Origin of the sequence: Paenibacillus sp. R14(2021), assembly GCF_019431355.1 — a bacterium.
Taxonomy (GTDB): domain Bacteria; phylum Bacillota; class Bacilli; order Paenibacillales; family Paenibacillaceae; genus Paenibacillus_Z.
This window is the reverse complement of the sequence record NZ_CP080269.1, coordinates 190,810-217,394: the sequence shown is the minus strand read 5'-3', so window position 1 is coordinate 217,394 and position 26,585 is coordinate 190,810. Positions and strand designations below refer to the sequence as shown.

The 26,585-nt window shown below is 53.2% G+C and carries 27 protein-coding genes and 1 pseudogene; 3 read left to right on the top strand and 25 right to left on the bottom strand.

All coding sequences use genetic code 11. From position 1 onward, the window contains the following. Positions 1-2: 2 nt before the first annotated feature. The 10 genes from spoIIAB to ald form a co-directional block, all read right to left on the bottom strand. Entirely contained in the window at positions 3-449 is a 447-nt protein-coding gene (spoIIAB, locus tag KXU80_RS01095) for an anti-sigma F factor (protein ID WP_219836478.1), read from the bottom strand. After that, positions 446-799 carry an anti-sigma F factor antagonist gene (spoIIAA, locus tag KXU80_RS01090; protein ID WP_219836477.1) on the bottom strand — a complete coding sequence of 118 codons (354 nt, stop codon included), beginning with the start codon at positions 797-799 and terminating at the stop codon, positions 446-448. Before spoIIAA ends, spoIIAB begins: the two co-directional genes overlap by 4 nt. Positions 800-1,013: 214 nt before the next feature. Continuing rightward, entirely contained in the window at positions 1,014-2,210 is a 1,197-nt protein-coding gene (locus KXU80_RS01085) for a D-alanyl-D-alanine carboxypeptidase family protein (RefSeq protein ID WP_258171197.1), read from the bottom strand. 169 nt (positions 2,211-2,379) lie between these two features. After that, entirely contained in the window at positions 2,380-3,708 is a 1,329-nt protein-coding gene (locus KXU80_RS01080) for a pyrimidine-nucleoside phosphorylase (protein WP_219836476.1), read from the bottom strand. Positions 3,709-3,756: 48 nt separating this feature from the next. Further along, complete coding sequence (locus KXU80_RS01075) at positions 3,757-3,933, bottom strand: aspartyl-phosphate phosphatase Spo0E family protein (protein ID WP_219836475.1); 177 nt, start codon at positions 3,931-3,933, stop codon at positions 3,757-3,759. A 117-nt stretch (positions 3,934-4,050) separates the two neighbouring features. Next, positions 4,051-4,872, bottom strand: coding sequence for a purine-nucleoside phosphorylase (locus KXU80_RS01070; protein ID WP_219836474.1), 822 nt, complete (start codon positions 4,870-4,872; stop codon positions 4,051-4,053). A gap of 151 nt (positions 4,873-5,023) precedes the next feature. Then, positions 5,024-6,199: a phosphopentomutase gene (locus KXU80_RS01065; RefSeq protein WP_219836473.1), complete on the bottom strand. Its 1,176-nt coding sequence runs from the start codon at positions 6,197-6,199 to the stop codon at positions 5,024-5,026. Positions 6,200-6,227: 28 nt separating this feature from the next. Further along, a complete protein-coding gene (gene xerD, locus KXU80_RS01060; RefSeq protein WP_219836472.1) occupies positions 6,228-7,124 on the bottom strand; it encodes a site-specific tyrosine recombinase XerD in 897 nt (298 codons plus the stop codon). Positions 7,125-7,220: 96 nt separating this feature from the next. Continuing rightward, positions 7,221-7,457, bottom strand: a complete 237-nt coding sequence (locus KXU80_RS01055) for a DUF4227 family protein (protein ID WP_219836471.1) — start codon at positions 7,455-7,457, stop codon at positions 7,221-7,223. A 168-nt stretch (positions 7,458-7,625) separates the two neighbouring features. Further along, positions 7,626-8,768: an alanine dehydrogenase gene (ald, locus tag KXU80_RS01050; protein ID WP_219836470.1), complete on the bottom strand. Its 1,143-nt coding sequence runs from the start codon at positions 8,766-8,768 to the stop codon at positions 7,626-7,628. 193 nt (positions 8,769-8,961) lie between these two features. Here ald and KXU80_RS01045 point away from each other — a divergent pair, with 193 nt between their 5' ends. Then, the gene (locus tag KXU80_RS01045; protein ID WP_258171196.1) at positions 8,962-10,248 is read left to right on the top strand and encodes a S8 family peptidase; all 1,287 of its coding nucleotides are present in this window, start codon (positions 8,962-8,964) and stop codon (positions 10,246-10,248) included. A gap of 64 nt (positions 10,249-10,312) precedes the next feature. On the opposite strand, the gene KXU80_RS01040 is transcribed toward KXU80_RS01045, so the two are convergent. The 4 genes from KXU80_RS01040 to KXU80_RS01025 all read right to left on the bottom strand — a co-directional run bounded on the left by KXU80_RS01040 (position 10,313) and on the right by KXU80_RS01025 (position 13,384). Further along, complete coding sequence (locus KXU80_RS01040) at positions 10,313-10,780, bottom strand: ferric iron uptake transcriptional regulator (RefSeq protein ID WP_219836469.1); 468 nt, start codon at positions 10,778-10,780, stop codon at positions 10,313-10,315. Positions 10,781-10,884: 104 nt separating this feature from the next. Further along, positions 10,885-11,529: a stage II sporulation protein M gene (gene spoIIM / locus KXU80_RS01035; protein ID WP_219836468.1), complete on the bottom strand. Its 645-nt coding sequence runs from the start codon at positions 11,527-11,529 to the stop codon at positions 10,885-10,887. Positions 11,530-11,617: 88 nt separating this feature from the next. After that, positions 11,618-12,823 carry an endonuclease Q family protein gene (locus tag KXU80_RS01030; protein ID WP_219836467.1) on the bottom strand — a complete coding sequence of 402 codons (1,206 nt, stop codon included), beginning with the start codon at positions 12,821-12,823 and terminating at the stop codon, positions 11,618-11,620. 3 nt (positions 12,824-12,826) lie between these two features. Then, positions 12,827-13,384 carry an NUDIX domain-containing protein gene (locus tag KXU80_RS01025; protein WP_219836466.1) on the bottom strand — a complete coding sequence of 186 codons (558 nt, stop codon included), beginning with the start codon at positions 13,382-13,384 and terminating at the stop codon, positions 12,827-12,829. Between the two features lie 96 nt (positions 13,385-13,480). Between KXU80_RS01025 and mciZ the strand changes: the two are divergent. Further along, positions 13,481-13,573, top strand: a pseudogene (gene mciZ, locus KXU80_RS27745) (Z-ring formation inhibitor MciZ); the annotation flags it as partial. 168 nt (positions 13,574-13,741) lie between these two features. Here mciZ and KXU80_RS01015 read toward each other — a convergent pair. The 6 genes from KXU80_RS01015 to lpdA all read right to left on the bottom strand — a co-directional run bounded on the left by KXU80_RS01015 (position 13,742) and on the right by lpdA (position 20,788). Beyond that, complete coding sequence (locus KXU80_RS01015; RefSeq protein ID WP_219836464.1) at positions 13,742-14,875, bottom strand: M20/M25/M40 family metallo-hydrolase; 1,134 nt, start codon at positions 14,873-14,875, stop codon at positions 13,742-13,744. 144 nt (positions 14,876-15,019) lie between these two features. Further along, positions 15,020-15,742, bottom strand: a complete 723-nt coding sequence (gene lipB, locus KXU80_RS01010) for a lipoyl(octanoyl) transferase LipB (protein WP_219836463.1) — start codon at positions 15,740-15,742, stop codon at positions 15,020-15,022. Positions 15,743-15,759: 17 nt separating this feature from the next. After that, positions 15,760-17,151, bottom strand: a complete 1,392-nt coding sequence (locus KXU80_RS01005) for a dihydrolipoamide acetyltransferase family protein (RefSeq protein ID WP_219836462.1) — start codon at positions 17,149-17,151, stop codon at positions 15,760-15,762. A gap of 39 nt (positions 17,152-17,190) precedes the next feature. Beyond that, positions 17,191-18,174: an alpha-ketoacid dehydrogenase subunit beta gene (locus tag KXU80_RS01000; RefSeq protein WP_219836461.1), complete on the bottom strand. Its 984-nt coding sequence runs from the start codon at positions 18,172-18,174 to the stop codon at positions 17,191-17,193. A 1-nt stretch (position 18,175) separates the two neighbouring features. Next, on the bottom strand, positions 18,176-19,210 hold the full coding sequence (locus KXU80_RS00995) for a thiamine pyrophosphate-dependent dehydrogenase E1 component subunit alpha (RefSeq protein ID WP_219836460.1): 1,035 nt from the start codon (positions 19,208-19,210) through the stop codon (positions 18,176-18,178). A gap of 153 nt (positions 19,211-19,363) precedes the next feature. Beyond that, positions 19,364-20,788 (bottom strand): dihydrolipoyl dehydrogenase, encoded by a 1,425-nt coding sequence (gene lpdA, locus KXU80_RS00990; protein ID WP_219836459.1) that lies wholly within the window; start codon positions 20,786-20,788, stop codon positions 19,364-19,366. A 167-nt stretch (positions 20,789-20,955) separates the two neighbouring features. Here lpdA and KXU80_RS00985 point away from each other — a divergent pair, with 167 nt between their 5' ends. Next, complete coding sequence (locus tag KXU80_RS00985; RefSeq protein WP_219836458.1) at positions 20,956-21,249, top strand: DUF2627 domain-containing protein; 294 nt, start codon at positions 20,956-20,958, stop codon at positions 21,247-21,249. A 95-nt stretch (positions 21,250-21,344) separates the two neighbouring features. On the opposite strand, the gene clpP is transcribed toward KXU80_RS00985, so the two are convergent. The 5 genes from clpP to spoIVB form a co-directional block, all read right to left on the bottom strand. Further along, positions 21,345-21,947 (bottom strand): ATP-dependent Clp endopeptidase proteolytic subunit ClpP, encoded by a 603-nt coding sequence (clpP, locus tag KXU80_RS00980; RefSeq protein WP_219836457.1) that lies wholly within the window; start codon positions 21,945-21,947, stop codon positions 21,345-21,347. A gap of 23 nt (positions 21,948-21,970) precedes the next feature. Further along, positions 21,971-22,660 carry an RNA polymerase sigma factor gene (locus tag KXU80_RS00975; protein WP_219836456.1) on the bottom strand — a complete coding sequence of 230 codons (690 nt, stop codon included), beginning with the start codon at positions 22,658-22,660 and terminating at the stop codon, positions 21,971-21,973. A gap of 78 nt (positions 22,661-22,738) precedes the next feature. Then, positions 22,739-23,926 carry an MFS transporter gene (locus KXU80_RS00970; RefSeq protein ID WP_219838801.1) on the bottom strand — a complete coding sequence of 396 codons (1,188 nt, stop codon included), beginning with the start codon at positions 23,924-23,926 and terminating at the stop codon, positions 22,739-22,741. A 139-nt stretch (positions 23,927-24,065) separates the two neighbouring features. Beyond that, a complete protein-coding gene (spo0A, locus tag KXU80_RS00965) occupies positions 24,066-24,884 on the bottom strand; it encodes a sporulation transcription factor Spo0A (RefSeq protein ID WP_219836455.1) in 819 nt (272 codons plus the stop codon). 275 nt (positions 24,885-25,159) lie between these two features. Beyond that, positions 25,160-26,485 carry a SpoIVB peptidase gene (gene spoIVB / locus KXU80_RS00960; protein ID WP_219836454.1) on the bottom strand — a complete coding sequence of 442 codons (1,326 nt, stop codon included), beginning with the start codon at positions 26,483-26,485 and terminating at the stop codon, positions 25,160-25,162. Positions 26,486-26,585 lie beyond the last annotated feature (100 nt).

Below are 26,585 nucleotides of genomic sequence, written 5' to 3'. Positions count from 1 at the left end.
GCCTAATTGAACAGCGCTTTTTTCGATTCGATGCGCTTAGTCATCGCAATGGAAGTGCCATTGCCCGGTTCGCTCGATACGTCGAAGCCGTCCATGAAATTTTCCATGATCGTAAAGCCCATGCCGGAACGCTCCATCTCCGGTTTGGAGGTATACAGCGGCTGACGGGCCAGATCCAAGTCCTCGATCCCGCGCCCCTTATCCTTGACGATCAATTTGACCGAGTCGCCTTCAATCACGCCTTCGATCGTCACCATGCCGCTAGGGTCGCTGTCATACCCGTGAATAATCGCATTGGTCACCGCCTCGGAGATCGCGGTTTTCAAGTCGTTCAGCTCCTCCAGCGTCGGATCCAGCTGGGAGACGAATGCTGCGACGGCTACACGGGCAAAAGCTTCATTCTCCGAGCGCGCAGAGAACGACAGTGTCATCTCATTTCTCGCGTTCATGAAACGACCTCCAAACTTGTGAGCGCTAAGCGCTCATTATCGTGAATCGGCAATATTTTGAACAAGCCCGACAGTTCGAACAAACGGTAAACACTCTTGTTCACGTCGCAAACGACCATCTTCCCGCCCTTGGCCTTCAGCTGCTTATAACGCCCCAGAATGACGCCGAGACCGGAGCTGTCCATGAACAGCAGCTCCTTCAAGCTGAGAATGACATGATCGCTGTTGCCGCGAAGAATCGCTTCTTCCATTTTGAACCGCACGACGTCAGCCGTATGATGATCCAGCTCGCCTTGCAGTCTAACAATAAGCACATTACGGTAATGCTCCAATTCTACCTGCAAGCTCATCCTCTTGTTCACTCCTAAACATCGAATTTGCGGAGCACAAGCTATCCGTGACTGCAGCCCTTACGCTGCTCTGCCGGAGATAGGTTAGTGTTGAAGGAGGATTTCTACGCTGAAGCTGCTATTTCCTGCCCCCCGACAAAACTAGAAGCAGTGCGCTATGAGCAGACAAATTATGCGTTTCACCGCAGAAAGCGGTTCTTGTAGAGCCAGCCATTTAGCCGAATAAGCTGCCCATGGACCGCTTAAACAGCATCCACCAGCCTGCGCGGTCAACGGATGCCGGAGCATCGACGGCAAATTCCGTGAGCACTTGGTCGCCTTGGAAGACGATCAGTTTGCCGATCGGCTCATTGACCGTAACCGGCGCTTTAAGCGGATTGATCTGAAGCTCGTAGCGAATCTCCTTCACGGAGCTGCCCTTCTTCAGCAGCACGCTGTAGGAATGCTTCGCGGTCAGCTGCAGCGCTGGCAGCACGCCTTTCTCGATTTGGACGCTGCCCATCGTGTCGCCCTTCTTGAAGATCGTATGGTTCATATACTGAGCAAACGAGAAGTCCAGCATTTGCGAGACTTCCGCATTGCGCGTTTTCGTGTTCGGCTCGCCCATGACCACTGCGATTACGCGCAGATTGTCACGGTGTGCGGTTGCGGTCAAGCAGAATTTCGCTTCGTTTGTAAAGCCGGTTTTCAGTCCATCCGCGCCTGTATAGAACCGGACGAGCTTGTTCGTGTTGACGAGCCAGAACGGCTTCTCGCTTGTTTTGCGCAGATAATCCTGATAGACCCCGGTATATTTCGTAATTTCGTTGTGCTTCAGCAGCTCCTTCGACATGACGGCAATGTCATGTGCGGAAGAGTAGTGATCTGCTGCCGGCAGTCCGTTGCAATTGGCAAAATGCGTGTTCTTCAATCCGAGCTCGGCTGCGCGCTTATTCATCATATCGACGAAAGCCGATTCCGTGCCCGCGATCTTCTCCGCCATCGCCACAGAAGCATCGTTCCCCGATGCCATGGCAATGCCCTTGAGCATCTCGTCCACCGTCATCTGCTCGCCCGGCTCCAAGAATATCTGCGAACCGCCCATCGATGCGGCATATTCGCTAGTCGGTACGCGGTCCGTCAGTTTGATACGGCCTTGGTCGATGGCTTCCATGATCAGAAGCATCGTCATTACCTTCGTTATGCTCGCCGGCGGGAGCTTTGCGTGACTGTTCTTCTCGTAAATAATCGTCCCGCTGTCGGCATCCATCAGAATAGCAGAGCGGGCGGACGGGGCCAGATCCGATGCTTGCGCGGCGGCTTGGGGTCCTTTCGCTGCCTTTTGCTCGTCGGCCCAGGCCGAAACAGGTGCAGAAAGCGTCACAATCATCGTCAATCCTATGACGAAGAGCTTCTTCCATTGGTTATTCATCGATCTTCTCCTCCTGAATGATGCCCGCGGCAAAGCAAAGCCGCAAATCGGCTAAAATCTCATTCCTAGTGTGCACCGATACGGCGTAAAATATTCCAGATTCGGGAAGTATGCTTCAATTAAAAAAGGCATCCGATTGGCTCGGATGCCTTCACACAACTGCTATCGTCTATATGCGCTGAATGCCCTGCTCTGTCACGACAGAGAGCAGCAGCGGGGATGGAGACTTCGGCTGCGCGTTGATCTTGTACGCGTCCTGGACGCGCTTCAGCACCGCTTCCGAGCCTGCATCGATATTGCGAACATGAAGCAGTGCGAGCGTTTCGCCCTCATGAACGGCTTCGCCGATTTTTCGCTTCAACGTAATGCCGACCGCATGATCGATTACGGAATCCTTCGTCTCTCTGCCCGCGCCAAGAAGCATGGCCGCGAGTCCGAGCTCCTCCGCTTGGATTGCGTGCACATAGCCGCTCCTAGCCGCAGGCACTTCAACCGTGTATGCCGCTTGCGGCAGTAGCGACGGGTCGTCTGCAACGGCTGGATTGCCGCCTTGTGCAGCGACGAACTGCTTGAATTTGGCCAGCGCCGCGCCGGAAGACAGCTGCTCCCGCAGCTTCTTATCCGCTTCTGCCAAATCTCCGGCTTGTCCACCAAGTACGACCATATGCGATGCAAGCGCGATGCACAGCTCCGTTAGATCCTCTGGACCGCGGCCATGCAGCGTGTCGATGGCTTCCTGCACTTCAAGCGCATTGCCGATGGCTAAGCCGAGCGGTTGATCCATGTCGCTGATCAGCGCGGCAGTCTGCCTGCCGACCTGCGTACCGATCTCCACCATGGCCATCGCCAGCTTCTCCGAATCTTCCAGCGTCTTCATGAAGGCGCCGCTGCCGGTCTTCACGTCCAGCACGATCGCATCCGCGCCTGCCGCGATTTTCTTGCTCATTACAGAGCTTGCAATGAGCGGAATGGACTCCACGGTTGCCGTGACATCTCTAAGCGCGTACAGCTTCTTATCCGCCGGCGCCATATTGCCGCTTTGACCAATAATGGCGACGCCAATCGCGTTTACCTGTTCGATAAAAGCTTCGCGCGTCAGCTCCGTCCGAAATCCTTGCATGGATTCCATTTTGTCGATCGTGCCGCCCGTGTGGCCAAGGCCTCTTCCGGACATTTTGGCAACCGGCACGCCGCATGAAGCCACAAGCGGTCCTATGATAAGACTCGTCTTATCGCCCACGCCCCCGGTGCTGTGCTTGTCCACCTTGATGCCGTTAATCGGCGACAAATCGACTTGATCGCCGGATTCCGCCATGGCTCTTGTAAGCGCTGCGGTTTCTTCGGCATTCATGCCGCGAAAAAAAACAGCCATCGCCCAGGCTGATAATTGATAGTCTGGGATGTCGCCTTGGCTATAGCCTTTTATAAGAAATGTCAGCTCTTCGCTCGTTAGAGTCCCGCCATTTCGTTTCTTTTGAATGATATCAACAGCTCGCAAGTCTGATGACCTCCTATGCTTATTGCCTTGATTGTATGTGGATTGCCTTCATCCTTGGGCTGATCTTGGTTTGCGCTTCTCGCGCTGCGCTTTGACGATCAATTGATCCAATGTCTGACTGAGCAGCAGAACATCTCGGTTCAGAAACGACGATCCGTTACCCATTGCGGCGGAAACCAGTTGCCCGCGAAGCCGCTCGAGCTGATGATAGCTTTGCTTGTCCATGAAAAAATTCCCCACTTTGTGATAGATATTGTTCGGTTTATCACGGACATTATACGACGATCGCGCAACAAAGAATGTCAGAATCAGTCGAGCAATTTGTTACATTTTTGTTACAGCCTATAGTGAAGGAACTAGGCCGGTGATCAAGCCAAGGAAGCGCGATTTGACGCGTTCCGTCGTTTCCATCACTTCATCATGCGACAGAGGCTGGTTGAGAATGCCGGAAGCCATGTTGCTGATGCAAGAAATGCCGAGAACCTCGATGCCGGCATGATTCGCCGCAATGACCTCTGCAACCGTGGACATGCCGACAGCATCCGCACCCATGACGCGCATCATGCGAATTTCCGCTGGCGTTTCGTAGGATGGACCGAGAACGGCAATATAGACGCCCTCCTGCAGTGTGAAACCCTGCTCCATGGCCGTATTGGACGCCAGCTCACGCAGACGCTTGCTATACGGCTGAGACATGTCGGGAAAACGCACGCCTAGCTCGTTGTCATTCGGACCGACGAGCGGATTCTTTCCTTGGAAGTTGATATGATCGCTGATTACCATGAGATCCCCAGGGGAGAAATTCGTGTTGACGCCGCCCGCTGCATTCGTAACAACGAGCTTGGACACGCCGATTGCCTTCATGACGCGGACCGGGAACGCCGTCAGATCCGGGCCATAGCCTTCGTACATATGAAAACGGCCGCGCATAAGGACGACGGGCCGGCCCGACAACATGCCGATCATCAATTCGCCGGCATGTCCTTCAACAGTCGAAATCGGAAAGTGGGGGATATCCGAATAGGGAATCACGACTGCCTCTTCGATATAATCACCAAGAATGCCAAGGCCCGATCCCATAATAAGGCCGACCTCCGGCTTAACGGAAATTTTGCTTCCGATGTAATCCGCCGCTTCGCGGACATGTGTTGCTTGTAAGTTCATAATTGAAACCTCCTGAAAGTTTTTTGTGACGCTTCTTGAGTAACCTACTTTGCGAGCAAAAAACTCGCTTCGAAAGCATAGGCTTAAGTTTTATGCGAAACTTCTTAATTAACTTACTTGCGAGCAAAAAACTCGCTTCGAAAGCATACAGCTATTTCAATTCATCCAAAAATGAAAGCCCGTTCGCCGGACGCTTCACGCCGAAATTGGCCGCGATCGTCGCCGCGATATCCGCGAACGTATCGCGGACGCCGAGCGAAGACGGCTGCTTCAATGCCGGACTATACGCCAGCAGCGGCACATACTCGCGTGTATGATCGGTACCTGCATATGTAGGATCATTGCCGTGATCCGCCGTTACGACCAATAAATCCCGTTCGCCGAGCTGCTTCATCAGCTCCGGCACCGCACGGTCGAACTCTTCCAGTGCGGCTGCGTATCCTTGCGGGTCGCGGCGATGGCCGAACAAGGAATCGAAATCGACGAGGTTCGTGAACAGCAGGCCGCGAAACGGCCGGTCGAGGATTTCGATCGTTTTTGCGATGCCGTCTGCGTTGCTCATCGTCGAAAGTGCCTCCGTAATCCCTTCGCCGCAGAAAATATCGTTGATCTTGCCGACCGCGATGACGTCGTACCCCTCCTCTTGAAGGGCATTAAGCACCGTCGGCTCCGGCGGCTTCACTGCATAGTCGTGTCGATTCGAGGTGCGCTTGAATGCGCCGGGCTTACCGACGAACGGCCTCGCGATTACGCGTCCGACTGCATAACGCTCGTCCATCGTAAGCTCGCGCGCAATTTCGCAGGCGCGGTACAATTCCTCCAATGGAATCAAGTCCTCGTTGGCGGCGATTTGAAACACGCTGTCAGCGGACGTATAAACGATCCATTTTCCGCTATTCAGCTGCTCTTCGCCGAGCTCGTCCAGAATTTCCGTACCGCTCGCCGGCTTGTTGCCGAGCACCCCTCTTCCCGTACGGGCTTCAAAGGCATGAATCAGCTCGTCCGGGAATCCATCCGGGAATGTCCGGAACGGCACCATGACTTTCAAGCCCGCAATCTCCCAATGCCCCGTCATCGTATCCTTGCCTACGGAAACCTCGGCCATCTTACCGTAGCTGGCGGCAGGTTCACCGGAAGACTTCCAGCTGCCGAGCGGGGCGATGCGGTCAAGTCCCCACTGCCGCATATGGGGAAGCGACAATTCCGGCACTTCTCTCAAAATATGTCCCAGCGTATGAGAGCCGGCATCTCCGAACGACGGTGCATCCGCCAGCTCGCCGATTCCGACGCTGTCAAGCACGATGACTGCGATCCGATCAAATTTCATAAGATTCTCTCCATTTCTTCGTCTTGCTTTACATTCGTTTGGCCCGCGGATGGGCGAGGTTGTACACCTCTTTCATTCGCGTCTTCGTCATTTGCACGTAGAGCTGCAACGTCTGCAAGTCAGCATGTCCCATCATTTCCTGTACAGAACGAAGATCTGCTCCATTCTCAAGCAGGTGGGCGGCAAAGGAGTGGCGCAGCGTGTGCGGGGTCATCGCGCTCTCGATTCCCGCTTCCTTGGCCTGCTTCTTGACGATTTTCCAAAACCCCTGCCGTGAGATACGCTCGCCCTGCATATTCAGAAACAATGCCTGCTCACCGTTCTTTGCCAGCTTCAAGCGCACGGTCTCCATATACTTCGACAGAGCTTCAGAAGCCGCGCTTCCGATCGGAATAATGCGCTCCTTGGATTTGGCGTCCACACAGCGGATAAAGCCCAGCGTCAGATGAATATGATCCTGGTTCAGTCCTATGAGTTCAGATACCCGCATGCCTGCCGCATAAAGCAGCTCCAGCATCGCCAGGTCTCGCACACCCGTATCCGTGGATAGATCCGGCGCGGCCAAAAGCTTCTCGATGTCGCTGTTCGTCAGCACGCCGGGCGTTCGCTTCTCTTGCTTCGGCGATTCCAGATGAAGCGCAGGATTGGATTGAACCAGCCCGCTTGCGTGTAGATAATGAAAAAAAGCACGCAGCGACACCATATGCCTTGAAATGGTTGCGGCTGCCCGCCCCTGCTGCTTCAACTGAAGAAAATAAAGCGATAGATGGTGCTTCTGGATCGATTGTATATCGCCGACGCCCTCGCCTGATATATAGCGGAGCAATTGCGTGACATCACGTTCATAAGATTGCAGGGTATGCGGCGAACGCCGCCGGTTTCCCGATTGCAAGGCCGCGATAAATGCTTTCAGATGTTCTATCATAAAGGTTCCCTCTCCAAAATCCAAGCAGCATACCGCTATAATTCCACATTCTCCGTCATTTCTCCTGCTCATGGCCGCCCGAAACCGTCTCGGCCGTTACTCCCCGTACCAATAAAATAAACGAAGACGCTCCGCGATACTTCCGTTCTCGCCTTCCTGCTGGTCGAATGCATGGAATACTTTCAGCGCATGCCCTTGAGGCACACGGTAGGGATCATCTGGCGCGATCCAGACCGCAAGCAGCCGGCATCCGCCGTACATCGTAATCGTGAAGATGCTTAACAGCAGGACGAAAATGATCCGCCTAAGCCACCTGCGTACCGATACAACCATGAATAAGCGTCCCCTTTCGCCATTCGGGCACGGACTTGCGCCATAGACGACAGCTCTCCATGGTTGTCCTTACAACACCTTATGAGGAAGGAAAGCGAATCATGCATGGGCAAATCACACGCTTTCGGTACGAGGAGTCCGACACGAAGAGCTCAGCCGAAGCCTGGATTAGTTAATCGTGTCGATCGAAACGCTGTCCAGCAGCTGAGCGATTTCGGTATACGGCAAGCCCACGGCTTCAGCCACCTGAGGATGGGTGATCCGCCCCTTATACGTATTGACGCCCTTGCGAAGCGATTCATTCCCGCGAACGGCCTCAACCATCCCCTTGTTTGCGAGCTCGAGCGCATAAGGAATCGTCACATTCGTCAGTGCGAGCGTCGATGTCCGCGGTACAGCCCCGGGCATGTTCGCAACCGCGTAGTGAAGGACGCCATGCTTCTCGTAAACGGGATCCTTATGCGTCGTGACGCGGTCGATCGTAGCAATCGTGCCGCCTTGATCGACAGCGACATCCACGATGACAGCCCCTCTCTTCATTGTTTTGACCATCTCTTCCGTGACGAGATGCGGCGCGCGCGCACCGGGTATAAGGACGGCACCGATCAGCAGGTCCGCCTTCTTCACCGCGCTGGCGATATTGTAGGCATTTGACATGAGCGTCCGTATTCTGCCATTGAACACGTCATCGATGTAACGCATCCGTTCGGCACTCCGTTCCAATATAACGACGCTCGCGCCCATACCGAGCGCAATCCGCGCAGCGTTCGTTCCGACGATGCCGCCTCCGAGGATAATAACCTCCGCAGGAGGAACGCCCGGGACGCCTCCGAGCAGAATACCGCGGCCCCCGTAGAAGGCCTCTAGAAATTGCGAGCCGACCTGCACGGCCATTCGCCCCGCTACCTCGCTCATCGGCGTCAGAAGCGGCAGGCTTCCGCTAGCCAGCTGAATGGTTTCATAGGCAACGCCTGCGACCTGATTCGCCACGAGCGCGTTCGTCAGTTCGGGAGCGGCCGCCAAATGAAGATAGGTGAACAGCAGCAGTCCTTTACGAAAATAGCCGAACTCCTCAGGGAGCGGCTCTTTCACCTTCATGATCATCTCAGCACGCGCCCAGACGTCATTGGCATCGGCGGCGATGGAGGCTCCCTCAGCTTCGTAGGCAGCATCGAAGAAGCTGCTGCCTTCGCCGGCGCCGCTCTGAACAATCACCTCGTGACCAGCCGCTCTCAGCATCGCCGCACCGGCCGGGGTAAGCGCGACGCGGTATTCGCTGGCTTTGATTTCTTTCGGCACGCCAATAATCATATGCATCTCCCTTTCCTGTTCTTGCTTCATCATATACAGGCAAAGGACGGGTTGACAGTCCTCCATGCTACCTTTTCCCCGGCTGTCACAAAATATGTACCCGCTCAGCTAGCGCCCAAGCTTCTATGCGGACGTCTCCATACACTGCAGTATTGGCTTCGCTTATTTGCCTATAGATAAAGGAGGAACAGCCTTGCCAAAGGTCGAGAAGCTGCTGCTTAGCTGCTCATCAGCCCGTCCATCCGCTCATACCTCTCGTACGCTGATCGGCTTTAAGAGTCGAGAACAGTATATGAAATGCATCAAGCAGCTCGCCAATTTCGGCATTCGGCCAGTAAAAATCTTCCGACGCGGCCGCGCCATCGTTTGCCATGTCGACAGCCGCTTCAGCGAGCAGCTGCAGTCGCTGGCCCGGCATCCCGATATCAATTACATCGAGCCGGATTTCAAGATCCATGCCCACGGGTTCGTTCCCGCAGCCGAAAACCGCTCAGCCGGCGGCGGCCGGCAGGCATGGAAGTCCTCCACTCCATTAGTCAAGAAGCAGCTCCGGCTCTCCTCCAGGGCAAATGCACGCGGTGAAGACGACGAAACGGATGCGCCGTGGAATATTAAGCAAGTGCAAGCGCCGAAGGTTTGGCCGACTACCCGAGGCAGCGCCTCCGGGATTGGCATAATTGATACGGGCATTGCCAGACATTCAGACCTGTACGTGACCGGCGGTGTCAATACGATGGGCGGCTCCTCTTATTTGGATGACAACGGACATGGTACACATGTCGCAGGCATAGCGGCTGCACTGGGAAAGAACGGCATGCAGCCAGGCGTCGCCCCAAGAGCTAAGCTTTATGCGATCAAAGCGCTTGATGCGAACGGCTCAGGCTATGTATCCGATCTCATCAAAGGCATCGAATGGTGCATCAAGAAGAAGATTCCTATCATTAACATGAGCCTCGGCTTATCCGGCGAGAACAGCAACGCCTTGAAGGAGGCCGTAGAACGCGCACGCAAGAGCGGCATTGTCGTCATCGCGTCGGCCGGCAACAGCGGTCCAAACAACAGCGGCGGCATCGATCAGCCAGCCCGCTTCTCTGACGCCATCGCTGTTGCTTCTTCTACGCGCAGCGGCAAAACCGCCGACTACAGCAGCCGAGGCTCCGGCATCGATGTCACGGCGCCAGGGAGCTATATCAGGTCTACCTGGCCGGGCGGCGGCTACATGGTGCTATCCGGCACAAGCATGTCTTGCCCGCATGTTGCAGCCGGTGCCGCGCTGCTGAAATCGCTGAACCCCGGCCTCTCCCCTTCCGGCGTCGCCAAACTTCTGCGGTCCTCTGCCAAGAAGCTGTCCGGAGACAGCTCCAGCAGACAGGGCTATGGGCTTGTTCAGCTGTTCGACGCAGCAAGCCTCTCCCACAAGTCGACGGAAACTGCCCGTGCCAGCAAACGAACGAGAACGAAATCAAGCAAGAAAAAATAGGCAACAAAAAACTCCCTATGACAGTTGTGCTCAGCTTTGCGAGCTGCGCACACTGCGAAGGGAGTTATTGTTGATCCGGCTTAGCAAGATTGTTCTTGGCTCTGCAGTTGACGCACACGCCTTGAAAATCAAGCCGGTGATCCAATACCGTGAAGCCGTACTCCTGCTCTAAACGTTCTTCGAGCGGCCCGAGCCAATCCTCTAATATTTCACTCATCGTTCCGCATTGGACACAGATGAGATGATGGTGATGATGTTTGTTATTATCAGTCCGCAAATCATAACGGGCAACGCCGTCTCCGAAATTCAATTTCTCCACGACATGCAGCTCGCTGAGCAGTTCCAGTGTTCGGTACACTGTTGCTAGTCCAATCTCAGGCGCTTTATCCTTCACGAGCATGAAGACATCTTCTGCGCTCAAATGGTCTTCTTCATTCTCCAGCAGCACACGAACGGTGGCTTCCCGCTGCGGAGTAAGCTTGTACCCCTGCGACTGCAGCTGCTGCTTGACTTTATCAATCCGGGATTCCATGGCTTCCCCCCTCGCACCTTGACTTAGGCCATCACCGGAATCGGTTAGGTTTCAGCTTAATTATAGGTGCTTCTGACGAAGAAAGTCAATTTTTTTTAGAATGATTACAATTCAGCGGCCGCCTGACCAATCAGCGGGGCCGTCCACTTAATCAAGATCGGGGTGACATAGATTTCAACCAGCGCCGCGCCCAAGATCACGACAAGCATGAATGCAGCTATTGCCGTGAATGAAGCCAGCGGACGTCCCAGCGAGCCGAAACGGCTGAGAAGACGGCTTTTCACCACATAGATCGTGAAGGAAACGGCAGACACGCTGGCAATGAGGAACGCCGGTACGGCAATCACGTTTGCCGGCGCAACTGAAGCCAGCGAGAAGAGCAGCCCTTTCCAGGCAAATTCGCGCACCAGCATGCCGATCGCGAATCCCACCAGTACGCCCTTAAGGAAATCGAGCGCCAAGACGAGCGGCATGCCGACGACGGTCAAGCCGAGCACCCAGACGAGCAGCAGCCATTTGGCTTGGAACCAAGCGCGGTCCCAGTAGGCTTCGCTGCCGCTCCCGTTCGTTCCGTCCTGGATACGCTGGATGAGTTGCAGCACGTCGCCTGACAGGTTCTGCTGCTGATCCAGCGTCAGGGCATTGACGAGCAGCGCGCCGAATACAACGCCGACCACAAAGAGAACGAAAACAAACACATAGAGCGACAATTGATCCTTAACCGTCGTTTGAAGCGCGGATGTTCGCATGATACATTCCTCCAACTCACGTTGGTACAGTATATGTCCAAGCTTCTTCCGCTATGACAATTGCTGATGGAATGAAGCCTACGCCTGCTTACTTACGGGTAATCACCTTGCCGTACTTGCCGCCCCCGCCAGCCTGCAGCTCCAGGTCGTTGCTGCGGGCGGATACGATGATTGCCGCTGCCTGCTCCCCTGCTGTCTCTGCGATCGCAGCGGCAGGCACATCGTGCAATATCGCCATCTCCGTGCCGAATCGGTCAAGCAGTTTATTCAGCGTCTTGCGTCCAATGCCGGGAACAAACTCAAGCGGCACCTGATAGATATATCGTGGACGCTCCGATGCATGGAAGGATTCAGTTCGACCCGCTTGCCTTGCGAGTTCCAGAATGCGGTCGAGTACCCCTGTTACCACTTTCAGACTCCCGCACTGCTTGCAGCGCTCCCCCACCTCATTCTCTTCGGCCAGCGAGCCGCAATCGGAGCAGTAGGTTCGATGATACTTTCCCAGCAGCGGGTTCAGGCCGTAGTTCGCGGTGATCGCTCTGCCTTCTGCGCCCTGCAGAGCTGAACGAAATTCCTGGAACGTCGGCTCGCGGAGCAGCAGTTCATTATACTCACGCCCGATCTTTGCCAAAGAATGGGCATCGGAATTCGTCAGGTAAGGATAGCCGTCCAAATCTGGAATCAAGCCCGCCATCTCGCTATCCGCGCTGAGGCCAAGCTCCACAGCATCCACCAGCGCCGGATCGAGCGTATCGCCGAGCCGGTCGGAGCAGCTACCGAACAAGCTCTTGTGCGGAGTGAAGATATGGGCAGGGACGAACAGTCCTCCTCTGCCTTTGACTTCTGCCTGCAGTTCTCGGCTTGGCACATAGAGCCGCTGCGAGCTGAGCTGCACGTTGCGCATATGCTTGGCCATCCATGCCGTAAACGACTGCATCGCTGCCAGATCGGGCATATATGCGAGATGATGCGCCGTCCCGAAGCCGGTATCCCGAACTTCGATTTCGGCCCCGAGCAGAATCGTCGTATCCCGGTAACGAATGCCGCCCCCGGCCGCTTCTGTCATCTCGCCGCCTTGAAGCAGAGCTTCGATATCCCGCTGCACGCCGGGCGAATGGCAGTCGATAACGCCAAGTAGACCGATCCCTTTCCGAACAGCCGCTTCATGGGCGATATTCTTGAACGTCAAGTCCCGGCTGCCGCTGATCTTCACCGGCTCCCCGCGCTCCGTGCGCCCAATATGCAGATGGAGGTCTGCGAATACCCGCTTCAATTGTATCGGTGCTGCGGCCATGAATTAGATTTCTCCTGTAAGACGGTAGATCTGCCACGCGTACACGGCTAGAATCGTCTTGGCATCGCTGATGCGCTCTTCCTTGATATACTGCTGTGCCTGCTCGAAGCTGATGGCTTCCACGTGCAGAAACTCATCCTCGTCGGGAGCGCTTTCTCCCATCGTCAGCTCTTCCGCGAGGTAGAGATACAGCTTCTCGTCCGCGAAACCCGGCGATGTATAGAAGGCGCTTAACGGACGCAGCTTCCCTGCCCGGTACCCCGTTTCTTCCTCCAGCTCGCGTGCCGCAGCCTCCATCGGGTCTTCGCCGGCATCCAGCTTGCCCGCAGGTATTTCGATTTGGAATTTCTCCATCGGTTTTCTGTACTGCTCGACGATCAGCATTTTGCCATCGATAAGCGCAAGCACCGCCGCGGCGCCCGGATGCCGGACAATCTCGCGCGTCGCCGTTCCGCCATGCGGGAGCTGCACCGTATCTACCTGCAAAGAGATGATTTTACCTGTAAAAATCGGATCAGTCTTCACCGTTACTTCGCGGAATGCATCTGTTTTCTCCAACATGTCTATTCTCTCCTCAACGATTTGATTTCGTGATGCATAGCTTGTCCTCAATTGGCATACCTATCTATCAGTATAACAAAAAGGGGTGCTGCTCGAATGAAACAATATACCGAAGACAATCAATTGCTGCTGGTTGGCAAGGCTTGGGAGATTCGCCATCAGCTGAAGCTGCTGAGCAAAGCGAGCACGAAATCCTCAATCGCCGCTTCGCTTGCAAGCCGCACGCTCGGCGAGTATTTGCAAGCTGCGCGTCCGAACAGCTAAATACCCGCACGTACAGGATCCGCAAAAAATAGGGGCAGCTCCGCAGCCGTAGATACCTTTACAGCTTCGTGAGCGCCCCTTTATTGTGCGGATTTAGCCAGCCTGTTGTGCTGCAAGCGAGATGATTGCGATGACCAATTCTGTCGTCTTCACGAGATCAGCCGCTTTAATTTGTTCGTTCGTCGTATGAATATGCTCGTAGCCAACGGCTAAGTTGACTGTCGGCACGCCAAGTCCATTGAAAATATTGGCGTCGCTGCCGCCGCCCGAATGGAACGTACGCGGCGTTCGGCCGATCTTCACGATCGCTTCCTTCGCCAGTTCGACGACCGGATCGCCGTCATTATAGGCATATGCAGGATAAACGAGTCTGCTCTCGAATTCAGCCTTCGCGCCGAACTCCGCCGTAACAGCCTCCACAGCTTCGCGCATGGAATCGATCTGCTTATCGAGCTTATGCTGCACAATACTGCGCGCTTCGGCATCCAGCTTCACGAAGTCGCAAACGATATTGGTGGCGCCGCCGCCTTCGAATCGTCCGATATTCGCTGTCGTTTCATGATCGATCCGACCGAGCTTCATGCGGGAAATCGCTTTGCCCGCCACTTGGATGGCGCTGATGCCGTCTTCGGGATTTACACCGGCATGCGCGGATTTGCCATAAATCTTAATGGCGATCTTCGCTTGCGTAGGCGCCGCTACCGCGATGTCGCCGATTGCGCCGTTCGAATCCAGCGCATAGCCGAATTTAGCCTCAAGCTTTGATTTATCCAGAGCAGCCGCCCCGACAAGTCCGCTCTCCTCACCGACCGTAATGACGAATTGAACCCCGCCGTGCGGCAGCTTGTTCTCTTTCAGTACGCGAATCGCTTCGAACATAGCCGCAAGCCCTGCTTTATCGTCGCTGCCGAGAATCGTCGTTCCGTCGCTGCGGATATAGCCGTCTTCATCCAGACGCGGCTTAATGCCCTTGCCTGGCGTCACCGTGTCCATATGGGAGGTAAAGAAAATGACTGGCGCAACCTCAGATCCGTTCGCATCCAGCTTGACGATCAAATTGCCTGCACCATGCCCAGTAATGCTGGCTGCGTTATCTTCCTCGACTGTAAGACCCAGGTCCTTGAATTTCTTCGTCAATACATCGCAAATTTCCCGCTCGTTCTTCGTTTCACTATCCACTTGAACAAGCTCCATGAATTCTTGGATCAATCTTTTCTCGTTAATCATCGGCTTTCCTCCATCCATCGAATTCGATTACAATATAGACAGGCCTATTACTATTTTGTACGAAAGGAGCCGCCTGCCATGCGTCCCAATTCCATCATGAAAGTGTTTATCTGGGTGTTAATCGCATCCCTGCTCATATCAACGCTATTGATCGGAGTCGGTTGGATTTTCGAGTAGTCCGTTCACTTCCGCTAGTTCATAGCCGAATCGGCTGGAGAAGTAAGGCAGCAGCTCTGCGGCCGCCTGCTCCACGCTAAGATGAATGCCGGTTACATCGGCAAAGGACGTAACCGCGAAGTCTTGTATCCCGCACGGAATAATGCCCCGGAATCCGTCCTCCGCAATACCGGCCTTAATATTCAGCGCAAAGCCATGACTTGTCACGAATCCGCGACGGCTCCTGGCTTTATTGAATTTCACGCCGATTGCCGCAATTTTGGCATCGCCTACCCATACGCCTGTATACTCCGGTTTACGGCCGCCTTCGATGCCATAGCTTCCCAGCCAATCGATGATAACCTGCTCCAGCTCGCGCAGATAGCGATGCAGATCCAAGTTGGCACCGTCTAAGTACAGCAGCGGATAGCCAACTAATTGACCCGGGCCGTGGTACGTAATGTCGCCGCCGCGGTCGATTTGGAACACGCCGATGCCGCGCTCCGCCAATTCTTCTTCCGAGTAAAGCAGATGCTCTGGGTGCCGCTGCGAGCCGATCGTATACGTTGGCGGATGCTGAAGAAGGAGCAGCGACTCGCGCCGCTCCTCCTTATCTATGCCTTTGACGTATGCCTTCTGCAGCTCCCAAGCCTCTGCATACCCCATCAAGGGGGTATAATGAACATCGATCGCCTTCACGTTCGTTGTCATTGCTTGTTCGCCTCATTTCAGTACAGCTTCGTCTCCATGTTGAAGCCTTCTAGATTTTCTTTCACGCGCTGCAAGAATCTTCCGCAGATAACGCCATCCAATATTCGATGATCGAGCGATAGACATATATTCGCCATGGATCGAACCGCTATCATATCATTGATGACGACAGGCCGTTTCACGATCGATTCAAAAGTGACAATGGCAGCCTGCGGATAATTGATAATGGGATAAGACAAGATGGAGCCGAAAGAACCCGTGTTGTTGACCGTGAACGTGCCGCCTTCCATATCAGCCAGCGTCAGCTTGCCCTCGCGCGTCTTGCGGGCCAAGTCTTCGATCTCACGTGCCAGTCCGGCAATGTTCTTCTGATCCGCATTCTTGATCACCGGCACTTTAACTGCGTCTTCCGTGCCGACAGCAAGCCCCAGATGGATATCGCGCTTAACGATGATCTTATCTACGGCCCAAACGGAATTCATGATCGGGAAATCCTTGATGGCATTGACGACAGCCTTGACCCAGAACGCGAGATATGTGAGATTAACGCCCTCGCGCTTCATGAAGTCTTCCTTCAACTTGTTGCGCAGTGTAACGAGGTTCGTCACGTCGACTTCCATCATCATCCACGCATGAGGAATCTCCGTTACGCTTTGACGCATATTCCGCGCTATCGCGTTGCGCACAGGCGTGACATCGATGAAGTATTCGCTCCGGCCGGGCAGCTGCTGGCCTTCGATCTCGATCTTCGGAATACGCGGCGTCTCAGATAAGTGAAGGCCCGTCGACCTTACCGGCTCGCGGGAATTCAGGTTAGGCATTCCTGGCCCGGAAGACATGCTTCCAGCTGCGCTTGCCGCCCCTTGCGTCTGGACATTTCTCGAGCTGCTGGACGCCACGTAATTCAGCACATCCTTGCGCGTAATACGTCCGCCAAGCCCCGTTCCCTCGACATACGTCAAGTTCACGTTATGCTGAACCGCCAGCTGCTGCACAGCCGGCGAGAAACGATGACGCATACTGTCGTCACCGTCGCCTCCTGCCTGCGCAGCGGCGCCTTGTGCGCGTACGGCGGCGCGATCGTTGCTGCTGACGGCAGCGGATGCCGCCGCAGGCGAGCTGCTTGCTGCGGGTGCAGCTGGCAAGTCTACGTCAGCGCTATCGTCATCGACTTCGATTAGACAGACCGGCGTGCCGACCGCCACTGTTTCCCCAGCGCCGACGAGAATTTGGCTTAGCGTGCCTTGTATCGTAGAAGGCAGCTCGGCGTTTACTTTATCCGTCAGTATCTCGCAGATCGGCTCATACATTTCAATGACATCACCCGGCTGCTTCAACCACTTATCTATGGTAGCGGAAACGAGAGACTCCGCAAGCTGAGGCATGACGATTTCCGTCAATTTTTTCATTCCGACCACTCCTAAACTTATGCGTGTGAATTACTTGGCTCAGTAGACAGCCAAACGCTTCATGGCTTCTTTCACTTTATCCTTATTCAGCATGAAAAACTTCTCGCCCGGCGGGTTAATCGGCATCGCCGGAACGTCCGGACCGCAAAGCCGCATAATCGGCGCGTCCAGCTCGTACAGCATTTCTTCCGCGATAATGGCGGACACTTCCGCACCGATTCCGCCGAACTTGTTATCTTCATGGATGATGAGTACTTTGCCCGTACGGCGAGCGGCCTCGAGGATGCCTTCTTTGTCCAGCGGCTGCAGGGAGCGAAGGTCCAGGACATGCGTCGTAATGCCTTCTTCCTCCAGCTCGGCAGCAGCTTCCATGACGAAATGCAGCGGCAGGCTGTAGCTGATTACCGTCAGATCTTCGCCTTCGCGAAGCACGTTCGCCTTGCCGATCGGCACGATGTAATCCTCTTCAGGCACATCGCCGCTAACCATCTTGTAGCATTTTTTATTTTCAAAATAAATAACCGGATCCGGATCGCGGACAGCCGCCTTGAGCAGCCCTTTAGCATCATACGCCGTGTATGGTGCCACAATTTTAAGGCCTGGCGTCCCGAAGAACACCGACTCCGGACATTGCGAATGGTACAGCCCGCCGAAGATGCCGCCGCCGATCGGTGCACGGATAACAAGCGGACATTCCCAGTCGTTATTGGAGCGGTAACGAATCTTCGCCGCTTCGCTTATGATTTGATTCGTTGCCGGGAACATGAAGTCCGAATACTGCATTTCGGCAATCGGCTTCATCCCATACATCGCAGCACCGATCGCCGCACCGACGATGGCGGATTCCGCAAGAGGCGTATCCAGCACGCGCGCCTCTCCGAATTGATCAATGAGTCCCTTGGTGGTAGTGAAAACGCCGCCCTTATGTCCGACATCCTCGCCGAGGACGAACACATCCTCATCACGTTCCATTTCTTCTTTCATGGCAAGTCGGATGGCATCAATATAGTCCATTTTCGGCATATTAGTGTCCCCCTCTGCCTTGATCGTCGCCTGCATACACATGGTACAAAATATCTTCCGGCTCTGGAAACGGTGCTTTATCGCCGTAATTAGTCGCATCGTCAAGGGCGAGTTTGATTTGCTGCATCAGCGCTGCGTCGCGCTCCTCGTCCCAGACTCCGTTCTCTATCAAATATTGCTTAAACTTCGGAATGCCATCCTTGTCCCGATTGGCATCGACTTCTTCTTTCGTCCGATAAGCCAAATCTTCGTCCGACGTAGAGTGCGGCGACAATCTGTACATTAGCGCCTCGATGAGCGTAGGACCTTCACCCTTTGCAGCGCGCTCGCGAGCTTCCTTCGTCACGCGGTACACTTCAAGCGGATCATTCCCGTCTACCGCTACGCCAGGGAAGCCGTATCCCAATGCGCGGTCGGCAATGCGTCCGCCCACCTGCTTATGCAGCGGAACAGAAATCGCATATTGGTTGTTCTCGCACATGAAAATAACCGGAAGCTTGTGAACGCCTGCAAAATTCGCTCCCTCGTGAAAATCTCCTTGATTGCTGGAGCCGTCGCCGAACGTGACGAAGGAGACAAAGTCCTTCTTCTTCATCTTGGCAGCCAGCGCAAAGCCGACCGCATGCGGAACCTGCGTCGTCACCGGACTTGAGCCGGTCACGATGCGAAGGCGCTTAGAGCCGAAGTGGCCCGGCATCTGGCGTCCGCCGCTGTTAGGGTCAGCGATTTTGGAGAAGAGGCTGAGCATAAGCTCACGCAAAGTCATACCGACTGATAATACAAATGCGTAATCGCGGTAATAAGGCAAATAGTAATCTTGATTGCGGTCCAGCGCAAATGCGGCGCCAACCTGAGCGGCCTCTTGGCCAATGCCGGATACGTGAAATTTAATTTTACCTGCACGTTGAAGCAGCAGACAGCGTTCGTCATAGCGGCGAGCAGTAACCATAAGCGAATACATTTCGATAACTTGTTCGTCCGTAAGTCCAAGCGCAGCATGTTTAGGCTGCTGCACCGCAGATTCGGATTGTGACATGAGGATTGCCCTCCTTTTAGCTGCTATTATAACCAGGTACTAAGACTTGCCTATACCCATTATAACCGACTTCGTGGGAAAAGGAAACGATACCCGCAGATGGGGATTTCACCTTACATTTTCATGTTGACGGGCATGCCGAAATTACTTCTTTTAGAATGCCAATGACTTACCATCGAGTGCCAGCATCGCTTCGCCGAGCACTTCGGACAAGGTTGGATGCGGGTGTATGACTTGTCCCACTTCCCAAGGCGTTGCATTCAGCAGCATTGCTAGGGATGCCTCCGACAACAGGTCCGTCGCATGTGGTCCAATGATGTGAACGCCAAGCAGATCGTTTGTTTTCGTGTCCACGATCACTTTCGCGAACCCTTCCGGCTCGCCGAGCACATGCGCTTTGCCGATGGCTTGGAACGGAACCTTGCCAACCTTGATAGCATGTCCTTGTTTCGACGCTTCGTCTTCCGTCAAGCCGATCGATGCAATTTCGGGCTTCGAGTAGATCGCTCTCGGCACGCGAGAATGGTCCGTCGCTTGTTCTTTGCCGCCCAAGATATGATCGACCGCAACAATGCCTTCATGCGCGGCAGCGTGCGCAAGCTGAAGCCCGCCGTTCACATCACCGATTGCGTAAATATGGGGCTCGTTGGTTTGGAAGTAGGCGTTGACTTTAATGACGCCTTTCTCCACGCGCACGTCCGTGTTTTCAAGCCCAATGCCTTCAACGTTTCCTTGACGGCCAATGGATACGAGGAGGCGATCCGCGGTAAGCAGGACAGGACCGTCAGCCGTATCCGCCGATATCGCAGCTTGCCCGTCATTAAAGGTATACGTATCGAGCTTCAATTGGATGCCGGTTAATATCCGAACCCCTCTGCGGCGGAGCTGCTTAGTCAATTCTGCGGATGCGTCAACGTCTTCACCCGGCAGCAGCCGGGCAGCCGACTCGACAAGGGTGACTTCGATACCGAAATCTATGAGCATGGAAGCCCATTCTACGCCGATTACGCCGCCGCCAACAATTAGCATCGACTTGGGCAGCTGATCCATCTCCAGCGCTTCGTCGCTTGACATGATTTGACCAGCCGCCGGTTCTAGCCCAGGTAGGGTACGCGGACGTGAGCCTGTCGCAATAATGAGCTGCGCCGGGACGATCGTCGCCATTTCTCCGTCCGGCAGCTCTACTGCGACGCTCCCGCTCTTCGGCGAGAAAATCGACGGTCCGATGACGCGGCCGTTCCCCTGCATTACAGTGATTCCGTGCTTGCGCATTAAATACTGCAGTCCTTTATAGAGCGTTTCGACCGTGTCGCTCTTGCGCTGCTGGACTTTGGGAAAATCAACAGAGATTGTCCCTTCCACTTGAACGCCGAACGACTCTGCCTTGCGCAGCGTCGCGAATACTTCCGCGCTCCGCAGCAGTGCCTTGCTTGGAATGCAGCCTTTATGTAAACATGTTCCGCCGAGCTTCTCTTTCTCCACGATAATGACTTTCTTACCCGCTTGCGCGGCCCTGATCGCTGCTGTATATCCTGCGATGCCTCCGCCGATGATGGCAATATCGCACTGAATCGTCATGGTCGTTCCCCTCTCGATTTCGTAAAGCTCTCACCCACTATTGTACCTGTTTTTGAGGCTCGGGAAAACAACGTCCCGTTTCGAAATGGACAGCCCCGGGCGAAAAAGGTATGATACTAGCATATAAGCGTTTTCTTTTATTGGTTCACGGGAGGATTTATTACGTTATGAAGCAAGTTTTCATTCGATTCATCGCGGTACTGCTGCTCGTTATTCCGGGACTTGGCGCCACCTATGGGTTTTTGCTCATGAAAGACGCCGTCTTTCATTACTTCTCTTCCTTCGGGGACGACACGTCCATTCATTCTTTCGAATGGTGGCGCTTTATTTTTGGCATGCTGCTCTTCTTGATTGGTGTCGGCTTCATTGGCGGCTGGACCTTCTTCCGCGACCGCAAGCGAAATTATGTCGCACCGAAATTCCGCAAAAAACGTCCTCGGCCTCCTCGGCCGGACGCATAAGACACAATCACGACAAGAAAGGCGGGTTCCCTCCGGGAACCCGCCTTTCTTAGATCTTCTTCATGTATCATGGTTCATGTTTCATGGTTCTCGCATCAGCTCGCTGGTCTGGCGCTCTTCGCGGTCGAAATTACGCTGTCTACGATTCCGTAAGCAACCGCATCGGCCGCGCTCATAAATCGGTCACGGTCGGAATCCCGCTCGATCTGCTCCACCGATTGGCCGGTATGGTGCGCCAGCAGCGCGTTGATCTTCTCACGGGTCTTCAAAATCCAGCTGGCGTGGATTTGAATGTCCGATGCCTGCCCTCTCGCGCCGCCAAGCGGCTGATGAATCATGACTTCACTATTCGGCAGCACGAACCGTTTGCCTTTGGTGCCCCCTGCGAGCAGAATAGCGCCGAAGCTTGCGGCAAATCCGGTACAAATCGTCGATACGTCCGGTTTAATGAACTGCATCGTATCGAAGATCGAGAACCCTGCCGTGACCGATCCTCCGGGACTGTTAATATACAATTGAATGTCCTTATCCGGGTCATCGGCAGCCAGGAACAGCAGTTGCGCGACCACGGCATTGGCCATATTGTCTTCAATCTCGCCGCTCACCATAACGATGCGGTCCTTAAGCAGTCTGGAATAGATATCGTAGCTGCGCTCACCCCGATTTGTTGATTCGATGACATAAGGCGTTAAGTTCATGCGAATTGAACCTCCTCGTTCCATTAGGCTGCATAAAGCATGCTAACGGATGAACCGATGCCTTGAGATGCCTGGAGCTGATGAAGCTGACCAACAGCTTGAACGGGATCCATAATCCGATCCTGCACATTCGCAAGTACGACTAATGCTTGCGCATCCCCCTGACGAATGGCGTTAGCGTAGGCGAAAAGCAGACCATGATCGACCTGCGGCTCAACAAGCGATGCTTCCTCGAGCAAGAACCCGTGCTGCTGTTTCAGCTTCGCAATTGCCGATTTCGCGCGGTGAAGGGCAGCCTTTACCGCGCCCTCGGACGTCGTTAATTTCGCCGCAATCTCAGCGCTCTTAAAGCCGAACAATTCCTTCAGCAGAAAAACCGTTTGCTGCAGCGGCGATAAATGCTGAATGAGCAGCTTTAACGCGTACTCCATTTCATGCGAATCGCCGTAAAGCTGATTCAGCACGGCTTCCATGCGCTGCAGCGCTTGCCCTGCACGCTGCTTCCTGCGGGCTTGATCTACAGCGATGTTTTTGGCAATCCTCAGCAAATATGCAGTTGGGTTGGGATGCTCAAGCGTACCGTTCATGACCGGCAGCGCCCTCAAACACGTTTCCTGTACGAGATCATCAGCATCCCATGAAGAACGGGTCAAGGATAAGCAGTACTTATAAAGCACAAATCGCATTTCTTCAACCTTCAGTTCCGTTGTCATCTGGCACCTCCTCATCCTTAGCGTTGCTTCAACCTGTAAACGAATGAGCCGGCCAAAAGGATACGCGGCACGAAAAAATTAGGCCATCGACTGTTTATCGGACTGTCCGCCCTTCTTCGATTCCCGAAAGAAGAAACCCAATACAGAAAATAACGTAAATGCGCCGCCGAGCAAAATAAACATGCTCGATACAGAGATATACTGAATGCCGTACCCGCCGATACTCGGCCCCAAGAGGCTCCCGATACTGAAATGGATAGACGCGATTACATTGGCGGCAGGCAGTACATTCTTCGGCAGGATGTCCGCCGCGTAAGCGAGTCCGAGTGAGAAGAAGGAGCCGATAAGCCCGCCGATCAAGGCTAATAGCACAAACAACCAGCCTGCATGGTCCCCTGCTAACGGGACGATCAAGAACAATATGCCTGCAGTCATCGCACAGAACATGAGGACCGGCTTGCGGCCGATGCGGTCGCTGATCATACCAAGCGGGAACATAAACAGCAGGCCGCCTACGCCTAATGCAGGAAGCAGCAGCGAAATCATTTCTTTGCTCAGATGCATGCGCAGACCGTAAATCGGAAAATTACTGTTCATTGTCGCTTCCATTAATCCATACAGGATGGCGGGACATAATGCAAACCATGCTTTATTATACGTGAAAACGAATCGATTGCCCGCTGCTTCGGTTTGCTGGACGGATTCGGGGTATTCCGAGGTCAGTGAGCTTACAAAAAACAGTAGAATAAGAAAAAGAACGGTATTCACTCCGAAAGGAACCCACTTGCCCAGCGACGATAAATTCATGCCCATGGGGCCGAGACTGAAGCCAATTCCGTAAGCCATGCCGTACAGCGAAATAAATCGTCCTCTTCGCTCCACCGGACTGCTGCTAACGATCCACAGCTGCGTGCAATAATGCAGCGCACTGTCACCGATACCGACAACGATACGAAGTACAAACCAAACCCAAAGGTAGGGCATCAGCGGAAACAGCAGCGTGGCAAGACCTGCAAACAAAATCCCCGTCATAATGCCTGTTTTATAACCGAATTTCCGAATAGGCTTCTCGATAAAAAACATCGTACTAAACGTTCCCAAATACAAAGCCATTGAATTTAAACCGTTCAGGTCCGAAGATACGCCTCTTTGATCCAACAGGATCGCAAGCAGCGGAAGCAGCAGTCCTTGATTGAAGCCCGAAACAAGTGTTACAAACAGCAAAATCGCGATACGCTTCTTTGAAGGAATCGTGGGTTGAATCATTGTTGTCAAAGACAATCCTCCTAAATCCATGTATGACAGTCATAGGCAAAAGCAAACATTCGGGTATACGAAGCGAAACGCCACATACCGTGAATTACACGGCAGTGGCGTTTCATTGAAACAGCTATTGGAATTCCTCTCAGGAAACCTTATGCTCGATGCGCAGCTTATCCGCAACCATCGCGATGAACTCGCTATTGGTTGGTTTGGATTTGCTGATGTTGATCGTGTAGCCGAAGAGATGGCTGATGCTGTCGATGTTGCCGCGTGTCCATGCCACTTCAATGGCATGACGGATCGCGCGTTCAACGCGGGAAGGCGTTGTTTTGAACTTCTCAGCAATAGCCGGATACAGCGTTTTTGTAATCGCACCTAATATTTCAATGTTGTTATATACCATTGTAATGGCTTCACGCAAATATTGATACCCTTTAATATGTGCCGGCACGCCAATTTCATGAATGATGCTGGTGATGTTCGCATCGAGATTTTTACCTTTTGCAATCGGCACAACATTGGACTTCGAAATTGCAGCCCCGCCTGACGACGCTGTGAACGATGAAGAGATAACCGTTGGATTTCCAACTAGCTGGCGGATACGGTTCGCAAGAATTTCCATATCAAAAGGCTTAAGTATGTAGTAGGAAGCGCCAAGCTGTACCGCCTTTTGCGTAATGTTTTCTTGACCAAAAGCAGTCAACATAATGATTTTCGGCATACTCGGCAGGTTCATTTCACGCAGTCGTTCCAATACGCCAAGCCCGTCCAGATGAGGCATAATGATATCAAGAATCAATACATCCGGGATATCACGCGATTCTTCTAGAATTCTCAGTACTTCTTCACCGTTATAAGCGACCCCGGTAACAACCATATCGTTTTGTTCAGAAATATACTCGGAGAGCAGATTCGTAAATTCACGGTTGTCATCAGCTAACAATACTTCAATTCTTTGCAAGGTATAGTCCTCCTTAGACTCTTTCCGTTTAATGAAATGGTTGAATCGAGCTTGCTTATGTCTGTCTTATTTGCTTGGTTTACATTTTCGACATGGCGAAGTAAATTCCTTCTGTCGAATAATATTTTTCTTTATTTTTAAATTATTCTGTTTTATAATGAAGAATTTATTACAACAACCCTCACATTTCGAACGTTTTCGACAAAGAATGCACAATTGGAGGATGTTCATAAAAAGCAAATATTCTTGTAAGAAAAACAAAAATCTTAAGGGGCTTATGCCGCCTTAAGATTTATGCTTGCTGGTTTGAGCAGAACGCCTGCGTCCTGTAGCATCCATTCGATAAAACAGCCATAACCAGATGTAGGATCATTGACAAACACGTGTGTCACGGCACCGATCAGTTTCCCATCTTGAATGATCGGGCTTCCGGACATTCCCTGTACAATTCCGCCGGTTTGTTCCAACAAACGGCTATCCGTTATTTTGATAACCATTCCTTTAGTTGCTGGGGATTGCTGCCGAGTTACGTGGACAATCTCAACATTAAACCGTTCAACCTTCTGTCCATTAACGACGGTGAGCAGCTGCGCAGGGCCTTCTTTCACTTCTTCTGCAAAAGCGACCGGGACCGTTTGCTCATTGTAGCTGTGAGAAGGCAGTTCTTTCATTTTACCAAAGATTCCAAAGGACGTATTTCGCTCGATATTGCCAAGAACCTTGCTCTCTTTAATAAAATGTGCGCGTTTCTCACCAGGCTCACCGTTTTGGCTTTTATTGATGGATGTTACGTTAGATTGCAGAATTTGCCCTTCGCCGACCTCAATCGGCGTTTGAGTGTCCATGTCGGTTATCACATGCCCTAATGCCCCGTAAACACCTTGGTCTGGTGCATAGAACGTAAGTGTCCCGACACCGGCAGCCGAATCGCGAATATATAATCCGAGACGCCAAGCATGGTCTTCAGCATCGAATACAGGCACCAATTTGGTATCGAACAAGCGGGTGCCGCGTTTGACCGTTAGCTGCAGCGCACGTTTGGCTGTACCCGCTTCCTCTGCCATTTGAGCGACCTTGTGCACTTCGTTGACATATTTACCGTTAATGCGAACAATGAGATCACCTAATTGAAGCTTCGCCGTTTCACCTGGAGATACTTTACTTCCGTTGTCATCAAGTACCTGATGATGCCCGACCACCATAATGCCTGCCGACTTTACTTTAACGCCGATGGTTTGTCCACCTGGAATAACTCGCAAATCAGGCACGACATTCACCCTTACTGTCTTGAATGGAATTTTGCCGAATAATTTCAATTTCATCGTAGTCTCACCGCTGTCTAACGATTGGATCGTAAGCGGCTTATTCAAATTAATTGAAGTTGAACGGTCACGGGATCCATTGATTTGTAACGCATGTGAGTCCGTTGTGACCTGAGCATGTACAGGCATGCCGTAATCTAACTGCTTCAACTGGCCGGAGAACAACCGAACTTCATTCGGAAATGCGGCGAAATGTTGAATAGGAGAGGATAGGCCGAGCAAACAGACAATGGTAACGAGGAATACTCCAAACCACCGCTTCCGCTGATTGGCATTCAATGACTTCACGCTCCCTGCTGCTGAATCGCTTGACGAGAAAGGTGGTTCGCCATTTGCGTACCTTTAAGGTATCCCTGCCCTTATTGTTTTATGTCGCCAA